Annotated in this window: 16 protein-coding genes; 7 read left to right on the top strand and 9 right to left on the bottom strand. The window is 64.8% G+C overall.

What is annotated here, in order from left to right:
• Positions 1–351 precede the first annotated feature (351 nt).
• Together BI327_RS39940 and BI327_RS39935 are read right to left on the bottom strand one after the other, a co-directional pair.
• The gene (locus BI327_RS39940; RefSeq protein ID WP_076867121.1) at positions 352–891 is read right to left on the bottom strand and encodes an adenine phosphoribosyltransferase; all 540 of its coding nucleotides are present in this window, start codon (positions 889–891) and stop codon (positions 352–354) included.
• 114 nt (positions 892–1,005) lie between these two features.
• Positions 1,006–3,171 carry an anthranilate synthase component I gene (locus BI327_RS39935; protein WP_076867120.1) on the bottom strand — a complete coding sequence of 722 codons (2,166 nt, stop codon included), beginning with the start codon at positions 3,169–3,171 and terminating at the stop codon, positions 1,006–1,008.
• Positions 3,172–3,512: 341 nt separating this feature from the next.
• Between BI327_RS39935 and BI327_RS39930 the strand changes: the two genes are divergently transcribed.
• Positions 3,513–4,508, top strand: a complete 996-nt coding sequence (locus BI327_RS39930) for a VOC family protein (RefSeq protein ID WP_076867128.1) — start codon at positions 3,513–3,515, stop codon at positions 4,506–4,508.
• 53 nt (positions 4,509–4,561) lie between these two features.
• Here the strand turns inward: BI327_RS39930 and BI327_RS39925 are convergent, their stop codons facing one another.
• The 3 genes from BI327_RS39925 to petA all read right to left on the bottom strand — a co-directional run bounded on the left by BI327_RS39925 (position 4,562) and on the right by petA (position 8,077).
• Positions 4,562–5,236, bottom strand: a complete 675-nt coding sequence (locus BI327_RS39925; RefSeq protein ID WP_050422030.1) for a dienelactone hydrolase family protein — start codon at positions 5,234–5,236, stop codon at positions 4,562–4,564.
• Positions 5,237–5,401: 165 nt separating this feature from the next.
• A complete protein-coding gene (locus BI327_RS39920) occupies positions 5,402–7,474 on the bottom strand; it encodes a cytochrome c1 (protein ID WP_076867119.1) in 2,073 nt (690 codons plus the stop codon).
• A 72-nt stretch (positions 7,475–7,546) separates the two neighbouring features.
• The gene (gene petA / locus BI327_RS39915; protein WP_076867118.1) at positions 7,547–8,077 is read right to left on the bottom strand and encodes a ubiquinol-cytochrome c reductase iron-sulfur subunit; all 531 of its coding nucleotides are present in this window, start codon (positions 8,075–8,077) and stop codon (positions 7,547–7,549) included.
• Between the two features lie 277 nt (positions 8,078–8,354).
• Between petA and BI327_RS39910 the strand changes: the two genes are divergently transcribed.
• The 6 genes from BI327_RS39910 to BI327_RS39880 all read left to right on the top strand — a co-directional run bounded on the left by BI327_RS39910 (position 8,355) and on the right by BI327_RS39880 (position 11,941).
• Positions 8,355–8,825 (top strand): tRNA (cytidine(34)-2'-O)-methyltransferase, encoded by a 471-nt coding sequence (locus BI327_RS39910; protein WP_076867117.1) that lies wholly within the window; start codon positions 8,355–8,357, stop codon positions 8,823–8,825.
• 10 nt (positions 8,826–8,835) lie between these two features.
• Entirely contained in the window at positions 8,836–9,468 is a 633-nt protein-coding gene (queE, locus tag BI327_RS39905; RefSeq protein ID WP_076867127.1) for a 7-carboxy-7-deazaguanine synthase, read from the top strand.
• A gap of 91 nt (positions 9,469–9,559) precedes the next feature.
• A complete protein-coding gene (locus tag BI327_RS39900; protein WP_050404001.1) occupies positions 9,560–9,925 on the top strand; it encodes a 6-pyruvoyl trahydropterin synthase family protein in 366 nt (121 codons plus the stop codon).
• A gap of 2 nt (positions 9,926–9,927) precedes the next feature.
• A complete protein-coding gene (hemF, locus tag BI327_RS39895; protein WP_174683077.1) occupies positions 9,928–10,824 on the top strand; it encodes an oxygen-dependent coproporphyrinogen oxidase in 897 nt (298 codons plus the stop codon).
• The gene (locus BI327_RS39890) at positions 10,815–11,555 is read left to right on the top strand and encodes an HAD family hydrolase (RefSeq protein ID WP_076867116.1); all 741 of its coding nucleotides are present in this window, start codon (positions 10,815–10,817) and stop codon (positions 11,553–11,555) included. The genes hemF and BI327_RS39890 overlap by 10 nt, the downstream gene beginning before the upstream one ends.
• A gap of 113 nt (positions 11,556–11,668) precedes the next feature.
• On the top strand, positions 11,669–11,941 hold the full coding sequence (locus tag BI327_RS39880) for a DUF2158 domain-containing protein (RefSeq protein WP_076867115.1): 273 nt from the start codon (positions 11,669–11,671) through the stop codon (positions 11,939–11,941).
• A 147-nt stretch (positions 11,942–12,088) separates the two neighbouring features.
• Here the strand turns inward: BI327_RS39880 and BI327_RS39875 are convergent, their stop codons facing one another.
• From BI327_RS39875 to BI327_RS39860, 4 genes are read right to left on the bottom strand one after another with little or no spacing between them, the layout of a single operon-like run.
• Positions 12,089–13,345 carry a CCA tRNA nucleotidyltransferase gene (locus BI327_RS39875; protein ID WP_076867114.1) on the bottom strand — a complete coding sequence of 419 codons (1,257 nt, stop codon included), beginning with the start codon at positions 13,343–13,345 and terminating at the stop codon, positions 12,089–12,091.
• Positions 13,342–13,605, bottom strand: a complete 264-nt coding sequence (locus tag BI327_RS39870) for a DUF6111 family protein (RefSeq protein WP_076867113.1) — start codon at positions 13,603–13,605, stop codon at positions 13,342–13,344. Before BI327_RS39870 ends, BI327_RS39875 begins: the two co-directional genes overlap by 4 nt.
• Positions 13,602–14,237 (bottom strand): CoA pyrophosphatase, encoded by a 636-nt coding sequence (locus BI327_RS39865; RefSeq protein WP_394329917.1) that lies wholly within the window; start codon positions 14,235–14,237, stop codon positions 13,602–13,604. The genes BI327_RS39870 and BI327_RS39865 overlap by 4 nt, the downstream gene beginning before the upstream one ends.
• A 46-nt stretch (positions 14,238–14,283) precedes the next feature.
• Positions 14,284–14,922, bottom strand: coding sequence for a DUF1285 domain-containing protein (locus tag BI327_RS39860; RefSeq protein WP_076867112.1), 639 nt, complete (start codon positions 14,920–14,922; stop codon positions 14,284–14,286).
• Positions 14,923–15,113 lie beyond the last annotated feature (191 nt).

Raw genomic sequence — 15,113 nt, 5'->3', positions numbered from 1 at the left:
ATGGCCTCATCGAAAATATCGAGGTGATGTTTGGAGACGTCGATTCCGACGTAACGAAGGGGTATGATCATGGTGCCTGTCCCTGTGATGCGAGGTCTGTTGGCGCAGCCTCGTGCAACTGTTCAGGTTGTAGATGGAACGGGCGGGAGACCGGGCCGGATCACGGCGTCAAGCGCCAAGGACCCAACGGCTTCCCGCCCACCTTCATCATGACAGACTTCCAAGACACAGGGACCCATATCCACCAACGCTGGTTTTGCTAAGGCTGCGGCTGCAGCCTTTGCTAACAACCAACGCCAGTGGTTATGGAGTCCCTGCTTTCGCAGGGACGACGTGTGGAGCGTGTGGCGCTTAATGCCCCTCGAACGTCATCAGCGTGCGCACCGGAACGTCCATCGCGCGCAGCTTGTCGGCGCCGCCGAGATCGGGCAAATCGATGATGAAGCAGGCGGCAACCACGTTGGCACCGATCTGGCGCAGCAGCTTCACCGCGCCCTCCGCGGTGCCGCCGGTCGCGATCAGATCGTCGACCAGGATGACGCGCTCGCCGGGCTGCACGGCGTCGGCATGCATCTCCATCTCGTCGATGCCGTATTCCAGCGAATAGGCGATCCGCACCGTGGTATGCGGCAGCTTGCCCTTCTTGCGGATCGGCACGAAGCCGGCCGAGAGCTGATGCGCCACCGCGCCGCCGAGGATGAAGCCGCGGGCCTCGATGCCCGCAACCTTGTCGACCTTCGCGCCCGCCCAGGGATGCACCAGCTCATCGACCGCCCGGCGGAAGGCGCGGGCATCCGCGAGCAGCGTCGTGATGTCGCGAAACAGGATGCCCTTCTTCGGGTAGTCCGGGATGGTGCGAACGGTCGCCTTGATGTCGTGGTCGAAGGTCATTGCTGTCTCGCTTTCTCCGCGTCGTCATTGCGAGGAGCGCAAGCGACGAAGCAATCCATCTCTCCCCGGATTGAGGCATGGATTGCTTCGCTGCGCTCGCAATGACGGTCCAAATCAATTCACTCCCGGATTCAGCCGGAATGCATTCTCGACAATACGCAGGCCGACCTCGTTGCCGAGCGACATCAGCGATTCCGGATGGAACTGCACGCCGCCGACCGGCAGGGTCTTGTGCTCGATCACCATTGCGACGCCGTCTTCGGTGGTCGCGGTCACCGCCAGCACCTCGGGCACGCTGTCGCGCTCGACATAGAGCGAGTGATAGCGGCCGATCACGATCTCATTGGGCAAATTGTGCATCAGCCTGCCGCCGCGCACCTGGACGCGCGAGGGACGGCCATGCGCGGGCTGGGTGAGCTGGCCGAGCTGCCCGCCGAAATATTCGCCGATCGCCTGCACGCCGAGGCAGACGCCGAAGATCGGCAGCTTCTTCTCCAGCGCGGTGTCGATGGTTTTCGCGATGCCAAAATCCTCAGGCCGGCCCGGTCCGGGCGACAGCACCAGCAGGTCCCAGCCCTTCTTCTTGAGCATGTCCTGGGCATGGACGTGCCGTACCACGGTGACATTGGCGCCGACCTGGCGGAAGTAATCCGCCAGCATGTGCACGAAGCTGTCGTCGTGATCGATCAGGAGCACGTTCTTGCCCGAGCCGGTCGCGTCGGGCGCGAAATCCGACAGCGGCTTCGGCGGATCGCCGCGCAGCGCCTGGAACAGCGCCGCCGCCTTGACCTGGCATTCGCGGTCCTCGGCGGCCGGATCGGAGTCGAACAAACAAGTCGCGCCGACGCGCACCTCGGCGAGACCGTCCTTCATGCGGATGGTGCGGATGGTCAGCCCGGTGTTGATGCTGCCGTCGAAATTGACGCAGCCGATCGCGCCGGCGTACCAGCGCCGCGGCGACCGCTCGTGATCTTCGACGAATTGCATCGCCCAGAGCTTCGGCGCGCCGGTCACGGTCACGGCCCAGGCGTGGGTCAGGAAGGCGTCGAGCGAATCGAAGCCCGGCCGCAGCATGCCCTCGACATGATCGACGGTGTGGAACAGTTTTGAGTAGGTCTCGATCTGTCGCCGCGCCAGCACCTTGATGGTGCCGGGCACGCAGACGCGCGCCTTGTCGTTGCGATCGACGTCGGTGCACATGTTGAGCTCGAACTCGTCCTTCTCCGAGTTCAGCAGCTTGCGGATCTGCTCGGCATCGCCGATCGAATCCGAACCACGCGCGATGGTGCCCGAGATCGGGCAGGTCTCGACCCGGCGGCCGTCGGAGCGCACGAACATCTCGGGCGATGCCGAGACCAGGAATTCGCCGTCGCCGAGATTCATCAGCGCGCCATAGGGCGACGGATTGATGCGGCAGAGCCGCTGGAACACTTCCGCCGGCGAGCGCTCGCAGGGCTCGGCGAACAGCTGCCCCGGCACCGCCTCGAACAGGTCGCCGCGGGCGAACGCCGCGCGCGCCACTTCAACCGTCGCCTGATATTCGCCCGGCGCGTGGTCGGCAAAGCCCTGCCGCCCGGTCTTGGCGTAGAGGCTCGGCGCGGTCTCGTGCGACTGGCCGGCGGTCGACTTGCCCTTCCAGGAGAACTCGTAATTCAGCGCCACGCCGCGGCCGGTGGCGCGGTCATAGGCCAGCAACCGGTCCGGCACGTAAAGCACGATATCGCGCTGGTCGGCCTCGCGGGCGCGCTTTTGCACGAGGTCCTCGATCTGGAACACGAGGTCGTAGGCGAAGGCGCCGAACAGGCCGAGCAGCGGATCGGCGTTGGAGGTGAACGCCGCCACCATGTCGCGCACCAGCGACATCACGCTGGCGCGGCGGGTGCGCTGGTCTTCCTCGACCGGCGCTTCGCCGCGGATGATGTGACCGGAGAGCTTCGTCGCACTCCGCTCCGAGATCACGACGCAGGGCTCGCGCAGCACGTCGCCGAGGAAGGCGATCAGCACCTCGCCGCGCGGGTTCAGCGCCTGCAACGAGAAATCCGTGCCCATGGTTTCCAGCACCAGCGGCGGGTCGGCGAAGCCGAGGTCAAAGCTCTCGTAGCGGCCCGGCACCGTGGTGCCCGAGGACAGCACCACGCCGCGGCGGCGGTCCAGCAGCGCAATGAGGTCGTCGAGGCGATTGGCGCCGCCGGTGAACTGCTCGACCACGCGCGCGACCGCAAGGCCGCCATTGGTCAGATACTCGCTCTTGGCCGGCAGGGAGAAGACTGTCCTGTTCATGTGATCCTCTTACGAGACTTGGGAAGAGAGCGCCACACAGGACAAGGGAAGGTACCGTCGCACTGCGATGGCGACCTTCGACGTTTGTGAAAAAAGAAAACGCACCGGCCACCTATGAGAAGGTGGGCCACCAACGACGGGATGGACTGGCGACGGTGCTCATATCAGTTACACACCACCCGGCGCGGGCCGTGTCAAGGGATGGACTGACAGCCCTGCCCCAACCCGGGACGCCCCTCTGGCCGGTATTTCGGGGTTTGAGGCGACGGGAATCCGCGTAGGATTTGCGGAAATGGCGGCCGGTCGGCCGCCCAAAAAACAGACAGATGGCGGAGGCGCAGATGGCGATTTTGGCTCTCGGATATGCCGGCTTCGGCTCCGACGCGCTCGACGACTGGCGGCAGTTCGGCACCGGCCTGGTCGGGCTGCAGGCCATCGAGCGCGGCAACTCGCTGCTCGCCTTCCGGATGGACGACCGCAAGCAACGCATCGTGATCGACCGCGCGCAGGGCGAAGGGACCAGGTTCTTCGGCTGGGAGGTGGCGGATGCCACAGCCCTCGACGCACTGGCGGCGCGGCTGGAGCGCGCCGGCGTTGCCGTGACGTCAGAGCCGCAGGCGCTCGCGGATAGCCGGCGGGTGCGTGGCCTGATCTCGTTCCGCGATCCGGCCGGCAATCGTCTCGAGGCGTTTCACGGCGCCGAGATCGACGACACGCCGTTCAAGCCCGGACGCTCGATCTCCGGCTTTCGCACCGGGCCGCTCGGGCTCGGCCATGCGGTGCTGACGGTCGAGCACATCGCGCCCGTGATGGCCTTCTATGTCGACGTGCTCGGCTTCGGGCTGAGCGACTACATCGAGAAGCCGTTCCGCGCCTATTTCTTCCACGTCAACGCCCGCCACCACTCGCTGGCGCTGATCGAGACCGGCAGCAACGGCATGCATCATCTGATGGTGGAGCTGTTCTCGCTCGACGATGTCGGCCAAGCCTATGACGTCGCGCAGCAGGAAGACCGGGTCAATGTCACGCTCGGCCGTCACACCAACGATCTGATGACGTCGTTCTACGCCAAGTCGCCGTCAGCGTTCATGGTCGAGTGCGGCTGGGGCGGCCGCGAGATCGATCCCATGAACTGGACGCCGTTCGAGATGCATGACGGCCCGAGCCTGTGGGGCCATGAGCGCGTCTGGCTGTCGCCGGAGGACCGCGCCGTCGCGCGCGAGATGCGAATGCGCGCCGCCTCGGAAGGCAAGCGCGCGCCGGTGCAGGTGATGGAAGGCAATTTCAGGCTGATGTCGGGCACCTGCCCGTGGTGGGACGGGGTGAAAGACGCATAGCAAACTGCGTCGTCCCTGCGAAAGCAGGGACGACATCTCGCGTGGGTACGCAATCAGCCCAGATGCTTCTTGAAGAACTCCGTAGCCCGGTCCCACGCGAGCTCTGCGCACTGGCGGTCGTGCACCGACAGGCGCTGCTCGTTGCCGAAACCGTGGTCGGCGTCATAGCGGTACAGCTCCAGCGATTTGCCGGCGGCCTTCATCGCCTTCTCGAAACCATCGACCAGCGCCGGCGTGCACCAATCATCCTTGGTGGCAAAATGGCCCTGCAGCGGAATTCTCACGTCCGCAGGCTTCGCCGCCTGCTCCGGCGGAATGCCGTAGAACACCACACCAGCCGTCAGCTCCGGGATCTTGGTGGCGCCGATGATGGTCACTGCGCCGCCGAGGCAAAAGCCGGTGAGGCCGACCTTGGCGCCGTTCTTGGCGAGATATTGCGCGGCGCCGCGCACCGTCTGGGTGGTGGCGTCCATGAAGTCGAGCGAGTTCATCTCTTTGCCGGCCGCGTCGGTGTCGTGATACGGCACCACCTTGCCCTTGTAGAGATCGGGCGCCAGCGCGTCGAAACCGGCTCGCGCGAAGCGGTCGCACATGCCCTTGATCTGGTCCTGCAGGCCCCACCATTCCTGGATCACGACCACGCCGGGCGCGTTGCCGCGCGCGGCATTGGCGAGATAGCCTGACGCTTCCTTGCCGTCCGGACGCTTGAAGCTGATGCTGGTACCCATGAGTTCCTCCGCAATTGTTTGCCGGCTGATTGGCCGGCATCTTGTCCGTACTCGGTGGCGGACGCAATCAATTAGCCGTCATTGCAACCCGTTGGCTCGCAATGACGCACCAAACAAAAAAGCCCCCGAAGGGGCTTTTTCGAACGCTTGAAACGATCGCCGAGATCAGTGCGCGTCGGCCCAGACCTTGCGCTTGGTGAAGTACATCAGGATCGCGAACACGACCAGGAAGAAGAACACCTGCATGCCGATCCGCTTGCGCGCTTCCATGTGCGGCTCGGCGGCCCACATCAGGAAGGTGGTGACGTCATGCGCGTACTGCTTGACCGTCGCCGGCGAGCCGTCGTCGAAGGTCACCTGACCGTCGGACAGCGGCTTCGGCATCTTGATGGCGTGGCCGGGGAAGTACTTGTTGTAGTAGGTGCCCTCCGGGACGGTGACACCCGCCGGCGGCTTGTCCTCGAAGCCCTGCAGGATGGCGTCGACATAGTCCGGTCCCTGCTCCTGGTACTGAGTGAAGAAGTCGATCACGAACTGCGGGAAGCCGCGCTTGTAGGACCGCGCCTTGGCCATCAACGAAAGGTCCGGGGGCGCCTTGCCGCCGTTGGCTGCGGCTGCGGCCTGCTCGTTCGGGAACGGGGCCGGAAAGTAGTCCGCCGTGCGGCCCGGACGCTCGAACATTTCGCCCTGGTCGTTCGGACCGTCCTTGATCTTGTACTCAGACGCGAACGCGGCTGCCTGCGCCTCCGAATAGCCGGGACCACCGGGATCGGCGAGGTTGCGGAACGCGACGTAGTTCAGGCTGTGACAGGCCGAGCAGACTTCCTTGTAGACCTTCAGGCCACGCTGCAGCGAGCCGCGGTCATACTTGCCGAAAGGACCTGAGAACGACCAGCTCTGGGCCGGCGGGGTGTCGCCACCCTCCTCGGCCTTGGCGTTCTGGGTGCTGCCGGCGAACAGGCCACCGGCCACCACCAGCGCGAGCACCACCGAAGCTGCGGTCGCGGCCCTGCCCTTGCTCTTCGCCAGCACGTCGTCGGCGATCGAGTTCGGCACCGGGCGCGGCGTCTCGATGCGGGCGAGCAGCGGCAGCACGATCAGGAAGTATGCGAAGTAGCAGACCGTCAGGATGCGGCCGGCGATCACGTAGATGCCTTCCGGCGGCTGCGAGCCGAGGTAGCCGAGCAGGATGCAGACCACCACGAAGATCCAGAAGAACTGCTTGGCCAGCGGACGGTACTTCGACGAGCGGGTCCGTGCGCTGTCGAGCCAGGGCAGGAAGCACAGGATGATGATCGCCGAGAACATCGCCACCACGCCGGCGAGCTTGTTCGGGATCGAACGCAGGATCGCGTAGAACGGCAGGTAGTACCATTCAGGCACGATGTGCGCCGGGGTCACGCCGGGGTTCGCCGGGATGTAGTTGTCGGCGTCGCCGAGATAGTTCGGCATGTAGAAGATGAACCAGGCGAAGAAGATCAGGAAGCACGACACACCGAACGCGTCCTTGATCGTCGCATAGGGCGTGAACGGAACGGTGTCCTTCTCGGTCTTGGCCTCGACGCCGGCCGGGTTGTTCTGACCCGCGACGTGCAGCGCCCAGATGTGCAGCACGACCACGCCCGCGATCACGAACGGCAGCAGATAGTGCAGCGAGAAGAAGCGGTTCAGCGTCGGGTTGCCGACCGAATAGCCGCCCCACAACAGGGTCACGATGCTCTCGCCGAAGTACGGCACGGCCGAGAACAGGTTGGTGATGACGGTGGCGCCCCAGAAGCTCATCTGGCCCCACGGCAGCACGTAGCCCATGAAGCCGGTCGCCATCATCAGGAGATAAATGATGACGCCGAGGATCCACAGCACCTCGCGCGGCTCCTTGTACGACCCGTAATAGAGGCCGCGGAACATGTGGATGTAGACGGCGAAGAAGAACATCGACGCGCCGCAGGCATGCATGTTGCGCAGCAGCCAGCCGTAATTGACGTCGCGGACGATCAGTTCGACCGACTTGAAGGCGAGATCGGCGTGCGGCGTGTAGTGCATCGCCAGGATCACGCCGGTCAGGATCTGCAGCGCCAGCATCAGAGAAAGGATGGCGCCGAAGGTCCACCAGTAGTTCAGGTTGCGCGGCGTCGGATAGGCCACGAAGGAGGAGTGGACCAGGCCGAAGATCGGAAGGCGCCGTTCGATCCACTTCAAGGCGGGGTTGCTCGGTTGGAAATCAGATGGTCCGCTCATTGATGCGATCCTGAAGAAGAAAAACGACGCGATGGGTCCAAGTGGAAGCCTAAGTCCCGGAGGGTCCGGGACTTAGCCGATCTGGATTTTGGTGTCGGTAAGGAAGGCGTAAGGCGGCACCGCCAGGTTGGCGGGCGCCGGCCCCTGGCGGATACGACCGGAGGAGTCGTACTGCGAGCCGTGGCAGGGGCAGAAGAAACCGTCGTAATTGCCCTCATGGGCGATCGGGATGCAGCCGAGATGGGTGCAGATGCCGATCACGACCAGCCACTGGTCGTGGCCGGCCTTGACGCGGGCCGAGTCGGGCTGCGGATCGGGCAGGCTCGAGAGCGCCACGCTCTGGGCCTCCTGAATCTGCTTCTTGGTGCGGTGGCTGATGTAGATCGGCTTGCCGCGCCAGAAGACCTTGATGTCCTGGCCCTCGGCGATCGGCGTCAGATCGACCTGGATCGGCGCGCCGGCCGCGATCGTCGCGGCATCCGGGTTCATCTGGGCAACCAGCGGCCAGACAGTGGCGGCTGCGCCGACCACGGCGGCAGCTCCGGTTGCAACAAAAAGAAAATCACGGCGTGTGGGATGGTCCGCCGAAGACGCTGTCGTCACGATTCCTAGCCCTTTCTTTTCTGCAGCCGGTGGAACCGCCCCAGAGACGTGGAACACGCCCCAAGAAAGGCTGCCGGCGCCCGCGGCCCCCGCGGCGGCAGAAAACCGCCATTCCGCACCCCAAACGGCGGAACAGCAGTCCAGAATCGTTCTATTGGCACCCTTGCCGGACGAGCGCAAGCCCGCTATCGGCTCGCACACGTGCAATGCACGAAATCCGCGCCGAGCGATGTTTTATTGAGACAATTTCATCCGGATTTCACAGGTCGTCCGCACCATGCAGATCGCGCTGTTCCAGCCCGACATCCCCCAGAATACAGGGACGATTCTGCGCCTCTGCGCCTGCCTGGACGTGGCAGCCCATATCATCGAACCGGCGGGATTCGACACCTCGGACCGGAATTTCCGCAGGGCGGGTATGGACTATCTCGACCATGTGCGGTTGAAGCGTCACGACTCATGGTCGAAATTCGAGGAATGGCGGGCCGAGGCCGGCTGCCGGCTGGTCCTGTTCACGACCAAGGCGGCGAAATCCTACCTTGATTTCGCGTATACGGCCTCCGATGTCCTGCTATTCGGGCGCGAAACGGCGGGGGTGACCGACGCGGTGGTGGCCGCCGCGGACGCGCGGCTGGTGATTCCAATCAGGCCGACCATGCGTTCGCTCAATGTGGCCGTCACGGCGGCCATGGCCGTCGGCGAGGCGCTGCGGCAAACCGGTTCGATATCGGCCGGTTCGGTAACTTAAGGGATTTTTGGTGAGCTACGCGGTCAAGGAGATCTTTCTCACCCTGCAGGGCGAAGGCGCCCATGCGGGCCGGGCCTCCGTGTTCTGCCGCTTCGCCGGCTGCAACCTCTGGAGCGGCCGCGAGCAGGATCGCGCCGGCGCCGTCTGCCGGTTCTGCGACACCGACTTCGTCGGCACCGACGGCACGCTCGGCGGCCGCTATGCCGACGCGGCGGAGCTCGCCGGCACCATCGCCGCGCAATGGACCGGGGGCGATGCCGACCGCTACGTGGTGCTGACCGGCGGCGAACCGCTGCTGCAGGTCGATACCGCCCTGATCGAGGCCCTGCATGGGCACGGCTTTGCGATCGCAATCGAGACCAACGGCACCATCGCCCCGCCGGACGGCCTCGACTGGATCTGCGTCAGCCCGAAGGCCGCATCCGAGCTCGTGGTACGCAGCGGGCACGAACTCAAGCTGGTCTATCCGCAGCCGGAGAATGCACCGGAGGACTTTGCCGAGCTCGCCTTCGAGCGCTTCTCGCTGCAACCGATGGACGGCCCCGACGTGATCGAGAATACCGAGCGGGCGATCGCCTATTGCCTGAAGCACCCGCAATGGCGCCTCAGCGTGCAGACGCACAAGACGCTCGGCATTAGATGAACTGGAGCGTTTTCAAGCGAAGTGGATACCGGTTCGCGTCAAGAAAACGCGACCAAACTAGACTCTAACAAGAAGTGGATTGTTGAGAGAGATGTGGGAATTGACGAAAGCGTTTCGGTTCGAGGCTGCGCATGCGCTGTCCGGAACGACCTTTGGCACCGCCAGCGAGGAAATTCACGGTCACTCGTTTCGAGCCGAGGTTACCGTCCGCGGCACGCCGGATCCGAAAACCGGGATGGTGATCGATCTCGGGCTGCTCGAACGCGCGATGGCCGAGGTGCAGAAGACCCTCGACCACAAGTTCCTGAACAAGATCGAGGCGATCGGCGTGCCGACGCTGGAGAATCTCTCGCGCTTCATCTGGGAGCGTTTGCAGCACGCAGGCAAGCTGACCCGCGTCAGCGTCCATCGCGACAGCTGCAACGAGAGCTGCACTTACTTCGGCCCGCAAGGTTAGTCATGCTGCCAACAGACCCCGCCATCATCGAGGACCGCAAGGCGCGCGCGCGCGGCTGGTTCGAGGCGCTGCGCAACGAGATCTGCGCGGCCTTCGAGAGGCTCGAGGATGACGCCCCCGCCGCGCTCTATCCCGGCGATGCCGGCCGCTTCGCGCGCACCCCCTGGGACCGCACCGATCACACCGGCAAGCCGGGCGGCGGCGGCGTGATGTCGATCATGAAGGGCCGGCTGTTCGAAAAGGTCGGCGTGCACTGCTCGACCGTGCATGGCGAGTTCGCTCCCGAATTCCGCGCGCAGATTCCCGGCGCCGCCGACGATCCCAGGTTCTGGGCGTCGGGCATTTCGCTGATCGCGCACCTGCACAATCCGAACGTGCCCGCCGTGCACATGAACACCCGCTTCGTCGTCACCACCAAGGCCTGGTTCGGCGGCGGCGCGGATCTCACGCCGGTGCTGAACCGGCGGCGCACCCAGGAGGATCCCGACACGGTCGCCTTCCATGCCGCGATGAAGGCGGCCTGCAGCGGGCCGAACGGCGTCGCCGACTACGACAAGTACAAGAAATGGTGCGACGACTATTTCTATCTGCCCCACCGCAAGGAGGCGCGCGGCGTCGGCGGCATCTTCTATGACTGGCACGACAGCGGCGATTGGGAGGCCGATCTCGCCTTCACCCAGGACGTCGGGCGCTGCTTCCTCAAGATCTATCCCGAACTGGTGCGGCGCAATTTCGCGGCCGCCTGGAGCGCGGAGGACCGCGACGAGCAGTTGATCCGCCGCGGGCGCTATGTGGAGTTCAACCTGCTCTATGATCGCGGCACCATCTTCGGCCTGAAGACCGGCGGCAACGTGGATTCGATCCTGTCGTCGCTGCCGCCGGAGGTGAAATGGCCGTGACAAAGCTGCCGCGCGCGATGCTGATCGACATGGATGACACCATCCTGTCGGCCTATGGGCGCCCCGAGATCGCCTGGAACACGATCACCACCGAATTCGCCGCGGAGCTCGCGCCCCTGCGCCCGGACATGGTCGCGACTGCGCTATTGGCCTATGCACGGCAATTCTGGTCGACCGCCGAGCCGATCTGGCGGATCAAGCTCGGCGAGGCGCGGCGGCTGACCGTGAAGGGCGGCTTCGCTCGGCTTGCAGCGGCCGGCCACCGCGCGCTGCCCGACGATCTCGCCGACCGCATCGCCGATCGCTTCACCGCCTATCGCGAGGAGGAGATGTTCGTCTTCCCCGGCGCGCATGAAGCGATCGATGCGTTCAAGGCGCTCGGCATCAAGCTCGCACTGGTCACCAACGGCGCCGCCGACATGCAACGCGCCAAGGTCGAGCGCTTCGCGCTCGGCCATCGCTTCGATCATATCCAGATCGAGGGCGAGCACGGCTTCGGCAAGCCGGAGGAGCGCGCCTATCTGCACGCGATGCAGGCGCTCGGCGTCACCGCATCGGACACCTGGATGATCGGCGACAATCTCGAGTGGGAAGTCGTGGCGCCGCAGCGGCTTGGCATCTATGCGATCTGGATGGACGTGCACGGTGTCGGACTGCCGGTGGGATCGACGATCAAGCCGGACCGCATCATCCGCTCGTTGACCGAACTGGTTCCTTCCGCGCAGAAATAGCGCGTCGCGCCCGTTTTCCACGTCAATTCCATCGAAGCCGACGCCGGCCGTGATTTGACTGTCATCACCGGTCGCTAGCCTGCCGCCCGCGTCATCCAGCGCGGAGGGAAATCATGGAACTGAAACCAGGCGACGTCGTCATGCTGAAATCCGGCGGCCATCCGATCACGGTGGTCGAAGTCGAGGAGGACAAGGTCGAGTGTCTGTGGATGGGCACGGACGGCGATCTGTTTCGCGAAACCCTGCCGCTCGTCGCCCTTGAATCCACCGAACTCGATCCCGAGGACGAAGAAGAGGAAGACGACGAAGACGACGACGAGGAAGAAGAGGACGACGAGGACGAAGACGACGACGGCGATCGCAAGAAGAAGCGCAAGGCGGCGTAATTCCTGTTGGCGCGATGCTGCCTGGCAGGCGCCGGCGGCATCGCCTCCATCCGACACCGGCCAATCGTCGCTCCCGTCAATCGTTGCCGTGCCGCCGATGATCACGGCGGCATCGAGATGCCGGCACCGCGAAAATCCAGATCAGCTTCAGAGCCGGTGGTCACGGGTAAAGCGAGCCGTGGTCTGGTCGGCAATGTCAGACAATATCCTGGGATCGAGCGGAAAGTCCGCGGCAAGCCAGGCATCCTCGGCCAGCGTCAGGACGTGCCCGAGTGCAGGCCCCTCGGCGATCCCGCGCGCAATGAAATCCGACGCCCGCAACGGAAAGTGCGGTGCGCGCCAGCGTTGCGGCAGCGTGACGAGCGCGCGCCACTGCTCGGCATCGCGGCCCGTGCCGGTTCGCGCCCAGGCGAGCAGCAGGCGGTCGCGATACGGCTCCTCGTCGAGCCGGTAAAGCCTGCGCCTGGCATGCGCCTCGTCCATGCCGGGCAAGCGCCACCAGCGATGGCCCATCGAATCGAGCGCCTTGGCCTCGGCGTTGGAGAGCCGCAGCCGGCTCGCGATGCGCCGCGCATCCTCGGTCACGGCGACCGTCAGCGCGGCGAGCCGGCGCATCGCGCTCGGCGCGAGCGCCATCAGTCTCTCGATCTCGATCATTGCCGCGAACGGCCCGGTATAGGCGACGCCGCCGAACAGCGGCTCCAACAACCCGCCGTCACCCATCGCGACCACCGCGCCCGCAGCGCCGTTCGCGACCACGAGCTTGAGCATCTCCATGCGGATGCGCTCGGCCGAGAGACCGGAGAGCCCGGCGCGTCCACCGATGCAGGCGAGATAGCCGGCGCGATCGACTTCGCCCGCGCCATAGGCGGCGTGGAAGCGGAAGAAGCGCAGGATGCGCAAGTAATCCTCGGCGATCCGCTGCGCGGGATCACCGATGAAGCGCACGCGCCTCGCCTCGATGTCAGCGAGGCCGCCGACGTGATCATGCACGACACCCGCCGCATCGACCGACAGGCCGTTGATGGTGAAGTCGCGCCGCTCGGCGTCGCGCACCCAGTCGCGCCCGAACGCCACCTTGGCCTTGCGGCCAAAGGTCTCGGTGTCCTCGCGCAGCGTCGTCACCTCGAAGGGCTGGCCGTCGACGACGAGCGTCACCGTGCCGTGCTCGATGCCGGTCGGCACGCTCTTGATGCTCGCCCGCTTGGCACGGCGGATCACCTCCTCCGGCAGCGCCGTGGTGGCGATGTCGATGTCGGCGAGCGGAATCCGCATCAGCGCATTGCGCACGGCGCCGCCGATCACCCGCGCCTCTTCGCCGTCGGCATTGAGCAGGTCGAGCACGCGCGCCGCCGGCCCCGAAGCGAGCCATGGCGCGTCGGACAGCAAGCGCACCTCGCTCATCTCTCAGCTCCCGGCACCAGCCTGCCATTCTCGATATGAGCGGGAACGTAGGTCGAGTTCGGCGGCGCGCCGGTCAGTTCGGCCAGCAGCAGGAAGCTCACGATGACCATCACCAGCGCCGCCAAGGTCAGCTTCGCGATCATGTCGAGCGGCCAGGACGCCGGCAGCGTCACGCCGGACCGCGTCGCGATGAGGAAGATGGCATAGACCGCGAAAGGGATCAGAAAGATTCCTATCTCGGTCAATACCGTGCGGATCATGACAGATAAATCCGCTCATACAGCACGCGCAGGATGCCCGCGGTCGCGCCCCAGATGTAGCGTTCGGCGAACGGCATCGCATAATAGGACCGGTCCATACCGCGGAATTCCTTGGTGTGGATCTGATGATTCTCCGGATTCATCAGGAAGGCGAGCGGCACTTCGAACGCATCGACAACCTCGGCCTCGTTGATCTCAAGGGCGAATCCCGGCTTCACCTTGGCGACCGTCGGCAGGATGCGGAAGCCGAACGCGGTGCCATAGAGGTCGAGATAGCCGACCGGGTCGATGAATTCCCGCTTCAGCCCGACTTCTTCGCAGGCCTCGCGCAGCGCGGCATCGAGCGGCGAGGCATCGGTGGCGTCGATCTTGCCGCCGGGAAACGAGATCTGGCCGGCATGGCTCGACAGGTTGGGCGAACGCTGCGTCAACAGCACGGTCGGCTCGGGATGGTCGACCACCGGGATCAGCACCGCGGCCGGGCGCACCGGCTGCTCCTGGGCGACGATCTCGAGCATGCGGTCGTTGCCGGAATCTCCGGTGCGCGGAATGATATGCGGATCGACCAGGCCCGGCGGCACTTCGAAATTGAGCCGCGTGCGGGCCCGCGCGAAGAATTCCGTCGAGCTGATCGTCGCCGGCTTCACCTTCAGCAACGGCTCGTTCAAAGTGCGTCCCTCACCTGTCCCTCACCTGGCTGGCGTCGGCCATCGCGAAAAACTCGCCGCCGGACTCGATGCCGAACATCTCCTGACCATCGACCATCCGCTGCTCACCCATGTCAACCAGATCGTAGTAGAGCGCGCGGGTCACCTTGGCCCACAGATCGGCGCGGACATGCAGATAGGGTGTCAATCCGCCGTCCTCGGCGGCTTCGAATCTGAGGCCATGGCCCTTCTCGCAATCGACCCAGTCGTCGACATTGGTGCGGAACCTGAGCAAGCGGCCGCGCGCATCTTGCTCGGTCTGCATCTCCACGGCGAGGAACGGCGCGTCATCGACGCGGATGCCGACTTTCTCCACCGGTGTCACGAGAAAGTGCTTGCCGTCCTCGCGCTTCAGAATCGTGGAGAACAGCCGCACCAGCGCGGGACGGCCGATCGGCGTTCCCATGTAGAACCAGGTGCCGTCGGGCGCGATTCGCATGTCGAGATCGCCGCAGAAGGGCGGATTCCACAGGTGAACCGGCGGCAGACCCTTGCGTTTGGCCGAACCCGATGTCGCAGCCTGATTGGCGGCAGCGGTGAGGCCCTCGAGGCCCTTGCCTCCGAGGCCCGTAGTTTCCCTGCCGGAATCGCTCTGCCCTTGCTTCGCCATTGTTTGCCCTGAAGTTTCCTACCTTCAATCTGGCACGTTTGGTGCACATATCGTGAGATGTGGTCGGGATGATATTCTCGCCACATCGTGATGCCGTTCATACCCTGAAATACCGATAAGGTGGGGATAGTTTAATTCAACGAATACATGGCCTTCGCGCGGGTTTAGCATGTGGGCCGAGAGATGACGAC

Origin of the sequence: Bradyrhizobium mercantei, assembly GCF_001982635.1 — a bacterium.
GTDB lineage: Bacteria > Pseudomonadota > Alphaproteobacteria > Rhizobiales > Xanthobacteraceae > Bradyrhizobium > Bradyrhizobium mercantei.
This window is presented reverse-complemented; position numbering and strand designations above follow the sequence as displayed.